At 65.5% G+C, this 7,096-nt stretch carries 6 protein-coding genes; all 6 read right to left on the bottom strand.

Annotation, left to right across the window (positions count from 1 at the left end; all coding sequences use genetic code 11):
- Positions 1–81: 81 nt before the first annotated feature.
- Positions 82–1,629, bottom strand: a complete 1,548-nt coding sequence (locus ASE88_RS05260) for a GMC family oxidoreductase (protein WP_235527830.1) — start codon at positions 1,627–1,629, stop codon at positions 82–84.
- The gene (locus ASE88_RS05255) at positions 1,626–2,969 is read right to left on the bottom strand and encodes an alpha/beta hydrolase (RefSeq protein ID WP_200910153.1); all 1,344 of its coding nucleotides are present in this window, start codon (positions 2,967–2,969) and stop codon (positions 1,626–1,628) included. The genes ASE88_RS05260 and ASE88_RS05255 overlap by 4 nt, the downstream gene beginning before the upstream one ends.
- Positions 2,954–4,465 carry an FAD-dependent oxidoreductase gene (locus ASE88_RS05250; protein WP_056476133.1) on the bottom strand — a complete coding sequence of 504 codons (1,512 nt, stop codon included), beginning with the start codon at positions 4,463–4,465 and terminating at the stop codon, positions 2,954–2,956. The genes ASE88_RS05255 and ASE88_RS05250 overlap by 16 nt, the downstream gene beginning before the upstream one ends.
- Before the next feature lie 348 nt (positions 4,466–4,813).
- Positions 4,814–5,689 carry an SDR family oxidoreductase gene (locus ASE88_RS05245; protein ID WP_056476130.1) on the bottom strand — a complete coding sequence of 292 codons (876 nt, stop codon included), beginning with the start codon at positions 5,687–5,689 and terminating at the stop codon, positions 4,814–4,816.
- Positions 5,690–5,779: 90 nt separating this feature from the next.
- Positions 5,780–6,661 carry an MBL fold metallo-hydrolase gene (locus tag ASE88_RS05240; protein WP_056476126.1) on the bottom strand — a complete coding sequence of 294 codons (882 nt, stop codon included), beginning with the start codon at positions 6,659–6,661 and terminating at the stop codon, positions 5,780–5,782.
- Between the two features lie 137 nt (positions 6,662–6,798).
- Positions 6,799–7,096, bottom strand: a 298-nt coding sequence (locus ASE88_RS19100; protein WP_082466240.1) for a response regulator, incomplete at its 5' end; no start/stop codon positions are given.

Below are 7,096 nucleotides of genomic sequence, written 5' to 3'. Positions count from 1 at the left end.
AAGATGAACCAGCGTCCGAAGTTGGGAAGCGAGGGAAGGGGCGTGAACGTCCGGTTCTGGGTCCTGCCGTACTCGCCATCCTCAACCGCTCCCGAGTATCCGATCCGCGGTACGCAGGCTCAGCGCCATGATCGTCAGCGCGGGGTTGGCGGCGAGTGAGCTCGGGAAGACCGAATTGTCACAGATCCACAGATTGTCGATCGCGAAGCTGCGGCCCCACGGATTGACGACCGCGGTATCGCCGCTCTCGCCCATCCGGCAGGTGCCGATGGTATGCGCGGCGCGCGGCAGGGTGACGATGTCGTGGGCGCCCGCCGCCTGCCAGATCGCGGTCATCGTCGCGATCGCGTGTTTGTCGATCGCCTGCTCGTTGGCGCCATAGCCGAACGTCACACGCGCCTTGGGGATGCCGAACGCGTCGGTTTCGTCAGCAAGCACCAGTCGGTTGTCGTCGCTTGGCAGGCATTCGCCGTTGATACCGATGCCGGCCAAATGGAGGTATTTGTCCATCACGTCGACCAGCTCCTGGCCCCAGCGCCCGCCGCCGCGCGCGAACGACGTCGCCAGCGTGACGGGCTGAACGCCGAGGCTCTGCATAAGGTAGCCGCCCGCGAAATCGGCACCGTCTGGGCGCAGCATGTCCTCACTGATCAGCGACGAGGGATAGCCGCGATTGCAGCGCATCTCGGCATCGAATCGACCCCAGACCTGCGTCGCGACATGCGCCATGAAGTTGCGGCCGACCTGACCGCTCGCATTCCCGATCCCCATGTGGAGCAGCAGGCGCGGCGTCTCGACGCCGCCTGCGCTGAGCACGACCGCGGCGCACCGCTGACGGTGCTCCTGCCGGCCGTTGCGGTAGACTACCGCGACGATCCGGCCGGCGGCGTCGCGCTCGACCCCGGTCATCCGGCAGCCGGGGCGGATCTCGGCGCCGGCGGCGACCGCGAGCGGGAGATAGGTGGTATCCATCGACGCCTTCGCGCCGTTGCGGCACCCCTGATGGCAAGCGCCGCAATTGACGCAGGCCTGACGCAACCCGCCGCCTTCCTGCCGCCAGTCGCGCGAGACCAGCGCAGCGGGGGCGTCGGTCGCGGTGATGCCTACCGCGGCGCACCCCGCCGCCATCGCATCGGCGGGCGCATTGCGCTTGACCGCGGGCAGTTGATAGCGGCGGGCCGCGTCCCACGGGTAATCGGCGGGGCCCGAAACGCCAATGAACGCCTCGACCTGTTCGATGTAGCGGATCAGCTCGGCGTGCTCGATCGGCCAGTCTTCTCCTTGGCCGGTCAGCGTCTTTAGGCGCAGATCGCGCGGATCGGGACGAGGGCAGAACGCGCCCCAGTGCAGCGTCGACCCGCCAACGCCGGTGCCGCTGTTGTTGCCGCCGAACGCCTGCGGCATTGCGCCGTCGCTCAGCCGCTCGTCGATCCAGTAGATGTCGCTCGCCGCGAGTTCATCCGGCGTGTGCCGTTGGGGTTCGCCGTTGGGGCCGGCTTCGAGCGCGACCACCTTCAGCCCGGCCTTGGCGAGGCGGGCCAGCAACGGTGCGCCGCCGGCACCGGTGCCGATCACCACGACATCGACGACATCGGTCTCGGCATAGGCGCGCATCTGGTCAAGGTTCATCGTGCGGGCTCCCAGCCTTCGCGTTCGTCGGCGGCGGTCAGCGCATAGCCCTGCTTGCGGACGCCATCGCCACCAATGGCAAAGCCGTCATAGCCGACCCACGCCATCGTTGCCGGATGCGCGAGCCACAACCGCACGGCGTCGGCGCGAACGTCCTCGAACCACAAGGTCATTTGCTCGGGGGTAAGCGGGGTCTTGGCGGACCAGTCGGCGGCTTCGATCGTGTGGAGCCGGGCGTCGCGGTCTTCACCAGCGAGTTTGGCGAAAGCCCCGTTCGCAAGTGTGTCGAGCGTGTCGAGCCCTGCGCGATAGGCGTCGGCGTCGACGGGAAGCGCGGCGAACCGCCAGCCATCGCCTTCGCCGCCCGCGAGTTGCGTGTCGATCCGCGCGGCGAGGTCGATCCCGTGCTGCGGGATCACGCGGTCGACGAGCGCGCGCAGGGTTTCGAGTTGCTTCGCCGACACGATCTTGGGTTGATAGTCGGGGTCGTCTGCGATCGCGCGTTCGGCCAGCGTCGCGCGGGTGCGCGCGCTCACGCGGTCGGAGGCGATCAGGCGTTCATAGTCGGCGGGGATGCTCGCTGCACCGACGGCGTGCGCGTGATCGCGGATCAGGTGGGCGACGCTGTCCGGCTGTTCGAACGGGAGAAGATGCGCGGCGCCGGCGATGCTCTGGAACCGGGCGTGGGTATAATGCGGCACGTTGAGCTTGCGCTGGTTCGCCTCGCCCAGATCGCCGTCTTCGGCGCCGGCGATGATCACGGCAGGGGTGTTGAGCGTGCCGACCTGATCCGACCAGTCCTCGCGATAGCCCTGTTCGAGCCATGCTCGCCATGCCTGGGGATTGGCGCGCTGAACGTCGGCGACGGCGGCGTCATAGACAGCAGGCGGCAGCGGGGCGGCGATGTTCTGGTCGACGAAGTCGCGGGCGTCTTCGATACCGACTGGGCCCTGCTTCACCCAGTCGATCATCGTCGTGCGGCGTTCGTCGTCGATCGGCTCGGGCGAGGGGGGCGACGCGGCCATAAGCACTACGCCGGCCAGCCCGGAGAGGCGTCCCGCTTCTGATCGCTGCGCGAGAATCGTCGCGATCTTGCCGCCCATGCTGTGGCCGACGAGCATCCATCGGTCCGCGTTTTCCGCGCGGATCTGATCGGCGATGGTGTCGGCCATCTCCTCCACCGTGAACCCGGTCGCGTCGGACGCATCGCCGAAGCCGTTCAGGTCGAGCGGTCGGCAGTCGAACGCGCCGAGTTGCGCGATCACCGCGTCCCACGACCGGGCGCTGCCGCCCAGCGCATGCAGGAAGAACAGCGTCGGGCGCATCACGCCGCGTCCCATGCGGCCTCCTTTTTGAGCGCGATCTCGTCGTGGTTGCCGCAGGTCATCACGGCCTGCTCCTTGCCGTCCTCCTTCAGGAAGACTGCGAAGTCGCCAGCGGCCACATCGCCTTCGATCCGGCCGTCGTCGGGTTTGGCTACGTGACCAACATAATGGAGGCTGGTGTCATACTGCCCGGTCCAGAAGAACGGTGTGTCGCCATAGCCGCCGGTGACTGCGCCGAGCAGCGAGCGCGCCAGCCATTGGCCCTGCCGTTGCGCATGGACCCAGTGCTCGACGCGGATCGGGTGGCCGAGCCTTGGGTCGGCATAGCTCGCGATATCGCCGATCGCGTAGATACCGTCGGCCGAGGTCCGTAACTGCGCATCGACCGAGACGCCGCCGCCAGCGTCCTTTTCTGCGATCTTCAGCCCTGCCGCCTTGGCGAGGTCGATCCGTGGTTCGACACCGACGCCGACCACGAGCAAGTCGCCTTCGATAGCCGTGCCATCGTCGAGCATCGCGGTGTGGCCGTCGTACTGCGCGAGTTCGCAGTCGAGGTGGAAGGTCACGCCCTTCTCCTCGTGGAGCGCCTGCACGAACTTACCGACTTCCGGCCCTGCGACCTTGGCGAGCGGTACGCTGTCCCTGGCGATCACCGTCACCGAAAGCCCGGCTTGGGTAAGCGATGCGGCGGCCTCGAGCCCGATGAAGCTCGCGCCCAGCACGATCGCGCGCTTCGCGTCCTTTGCCGCGGCTTTGACTGCGTCAGCGTCGGCAAGCGTGCGCAGCACGAACACGTTATCCGCGGCCTTCACGGTGTCCGGCGTGACCGGCGTCGCGCCGGTGGCGAGGATGAGAACGTCGTAGGGGACGCGGTCTTGGTCGGCGGTGACGACAGCGTGACCTTCTACGTCGATCGACGCGACAGCAACGCCGGTCCGGACGTTCGGCGCAGGACCGCGACCCAGGCCGGGTTCGGGGAGTGCGGTATCGTCGCGCTCGGCATCGCCTGCGAGATAGTCCTTTGAAACCGCGGTCCGGTCATAGGGCGCATCGGCGTCGTCGGACAGGATCGTGACGTCGCCGCCGAGACCCGAGCGTGCGAGCATGTCGGCGCAGGCGTGCCCCGCCGCACCGCCGCCGACGATGACGACCTTGCCGATCGACCGGGTCGACGGGGTGGCCCGCGTCTGCTCCTCCTTGCCGGTAATGGTGACGACGCCGTCCTTCTCGACCACGGTGAACGTGTCGAGCGGCGCGAACGCAGGGGCGGCGACAGCCTCGCCGTCACTGAGCGAAAAGCGCGCGTGGTGCCACGGGCAGCGCACTGTCCCGTCGATCACGAGGCCGGTTTCCAGCGGTGCGCCCTGATGGGTGCATTTGCCAGCGAACGCGCAGACCTTGCCGCGATGCCGGACCAGAATAACGTCCTCGCTGCCGAATGATCCCGCGACCGGTTTGTCGTCGTGCAGGTCCGCTGCGGGCATGCCCTTGCCGAGATCGATCGTTGCCATGTTCCAAATCTCCCAAATTTCGGAGTGAACGATGCAAATCGACATCCGGTGCCGTGGAAATTCGTTCTCGGTCAGCAGCTTCGACTGCAAAAGTGCTTTGCATCAACGATTACCAAGCTCGCCAAGTAAGATGGTTTGCGCTCGGAAGCCGTCTGCTACAACAAGCGTGCTTAGAACCGCTTCTGGGCCTGCTAGCTGGGGCAAGCGGGATCACCGACCCCTATGCTCTGGTAATAGCGGCTGACGCTGGCCCAATCGTGGCGTCCTGAAAGCCTTGGTGCACCATGGATCCTATGGCCACCTCCGCTGACTGCGGACGTGCAGCCGGCTGAGGTTTAGCCATCAGAATCAGGAAATTGGAACCCCGCCGGTCACGGCCACGACATTACCGGACATGTAACTCCCCTCCGCCGACGCGAGCATCACATAGGCGGAAGCGAGTTCGCCTGGCTGTCCAGCGCGGCCGAGCGGCGTGTTCTGGCCGAGCGTTTCCAGTTCCTCCGGTGACTTGGCGATCGGCTGGATTGGCGTCCAGATCGGGCCTGGCGCCACCGCGTTCACGCGAATGCCTTCGCCGGATAGAAGGTTGGACAGGCCCACCGTCAGGCTAGAGATAGCGCCCTTGGTTGCTGCGTAGACAATCATGTTCTTGCCAGCGACCTTTGCCTGTTCGCTGGTCGTGTTGATGATCGCCGAACCCGGCTTCATGTGCGGCGCTGCTGCCTTGGCCAAACGGATCATGGCAAAGACGTTAGCGGCGAACGCGGCCTGCATCTCGTCGTCGTCGATGCTATCAAGGCCCTCGTTCATTGTCTGAGCGGCAGCGTTGTTGACGAGCACATCGATGCCACCGAGTTCCGCGATCGTACGCTCAACCAGGGTTATGCAGTGATCCCGGTCGCGAAGATCGCCCGGAAGCAAAACACAACGTTGCCCCGCCTTTTCTACCCACGTCAGTGTCTCTTCGGCGTCGGCTTGCTCGTCGGCAAGGTAGGAGATCGCAACGTCGGCTCCCTCACGGGCATAAGCAATCGCCACTGCCCGGCCGATACCGGAGTCCCCTCCGGTTATCAGCGCCACCTTGCCCTTCAGCAGGCCCTTGCCGACGTAGCTCTCCTCGCCGTGATCGGGTTTGGTTCGCATCCTCGCCGTCAAACCGGGTCTTGGCTGCCGCGGCTCATCAGGAAAACTTGTCGGCTGGCTGGTACGCGGATCGTCGGTCATAGCGGTTCCTGCTGGTGGATATCAGCAGCAAACGGCTCAGGAGGAATAACGTGCCGGGCGGCCGCACGTGACGACGGCATCCCGTCGGTGTCAGCGTTTCACCGGTTGCCAGCGATAAGCAGTGCCGGCCTTGACGATCTGGCCGAGCCCTGGGAACGGAAAATGCGGGCTGAACACTTGTTCGCCGCTCGCTGCCAACTTGGCCAGCTCGGCCGTCCGCCGCTGGCGCCCCTGCTCGCCGTCGGTGTCGTAGCCGATGATCCATTCGGGCCTGGCGAGAGACACGATAGCGCTATGAGCAGTGTCGCCCATGTCGAGTAGCTTCTGGCTGTCTGACGTGATTTCGTAGCCGCTATGGCCGGGCGTGTGCCCCGCCAGCGGGACCGCGCGGATACCCGGGATCACGGCCGCGCCAGGATCAAACGGCATGACCTTCGGCGTGATCGTCGCGACTAGCGCGGCATTGTCGGGCTGGCTCTGCATGAACGCCCATTCGGCGCGCGTCATACGGATCGTCGCGTTGGGAAACGCCAGTTTGCCGTCCGCGCTCGACAGGCCGCCGACATGATCGCCGTGCGAATGCGTGATGAGGACGTCAGTAATGTCCGCCGGCGATACTTTGGCGAGCGCCAGGCTCTGCATCAGGACGCCACCAACCTTGGGGCCCAGGCCAGTGTCGATAAGGACCATACGGCCCGGCATGCGGACAAGCAGCGCATCGACACCGAGCGATAGCGCGTCGGTTGGCGCGCCTGCTTTCCGCAATATATCCGCGACAGCTGCCGGGCCTTCCTTCTTGCCGAACACGCTGCCGTCGTTCGGAACGCGGTTGATCATGTCCCGCAAGGCCACAGTACGCATCGAGCCGATGCTGAACGGCACCGCCGCAGGCGCGATCGGCACTGGCTTTGCCAGCACCGTCGCCCCCAAGAATACGGCAACTCCGAGCGCGGCTATCGAACGAAGGGTCATCTACATTCCCATGATGATTGTTGGATATCGTAAGGAACGTGGCGGGTTCAGTGAGCTAAGACAACTTGATGAGGTACCAGGTCTTACAGGTAAGGCCGATGGGGCGACTGCTTCACTGACCGTCGGCGATCGCTGGCTCAGGCGGGCGCCAGACTTTGGAACGCCGCGATAAGAGCCTGTTCGTTGATCGGTTTGTCGAGAACGATCATCGATGGCCGACTTACATGGCATGCTTCGCGCGTGCCGGTAACGAAGATCACGGGCGTCGGCCCATGCTCCAAGATGATGGCTTCCACCGCGGCAGGACCGGTACCGGCTGAGAGATTGACGTCGGACATGATGATGGAGGGAGGCCGCAATCTCGCGGCATCGATTGCCTCATCTTGCGAGGCGGCCTGATCAAAGGATGTGCCGCCAGCCCGCTCGATCAGCTGA

The sequence above is a fragment of the Sphingomonas sp. Leaf38 genome (assembly GCF_001421825.1).
In the GTDB taxonomy this organism is placed as follows: Bacteria; Pseudomonadota; Alphaproteobacteria; order Sphingomonadales; family Sphingomonadaceae; genus Sphingomonas.
This window is presented reverse-complemented; position numbering and strand designations above follow the sequence as displayed.

What these genes read in the sequence shown, in the direction of transcription:
- ASE88_RS05260 (WP_235527830.1), bottom strand. Translation starts at nt 1,629, where the DNA reads ATGAACCTTGACCAGATGCGCGCCTATGCCGAGACCGATGTCGTCGAT.
- ASE88_RS05255 (WP_200910153.1), bottom strand. Translation starts at nt 2,969, where the DNA reads ATGGGACGCGGCGTGATGCGCCCGACGCTGTTCTTCCTGCATGCGCTG.
- ASE88_RS05250 (WP_056476133.1), bottom strand. Translation starts at nt 4,465, where the DNA reads ATGGCAACGATCGATCTCGGCAAGGGCATGCCCGCAGCGGACCTGCAC.
- ASE88_RS05245 (WP_056476130.1), bottom strand. Translation starts at nt 5,689, where the DNA reads ATGACCGACGATCCGCGTACCAGCCAGCCGACAAGTTTTCCTGATGAG.
- ASE88_RS05240 (WP_056476126.1), bottom strand. Translation starts at nt 6,661, where the DNA reads ATGACCCTTCGTTCGATAGCCGCGCTCGGAGTTGCCGTATTCTTGGGG.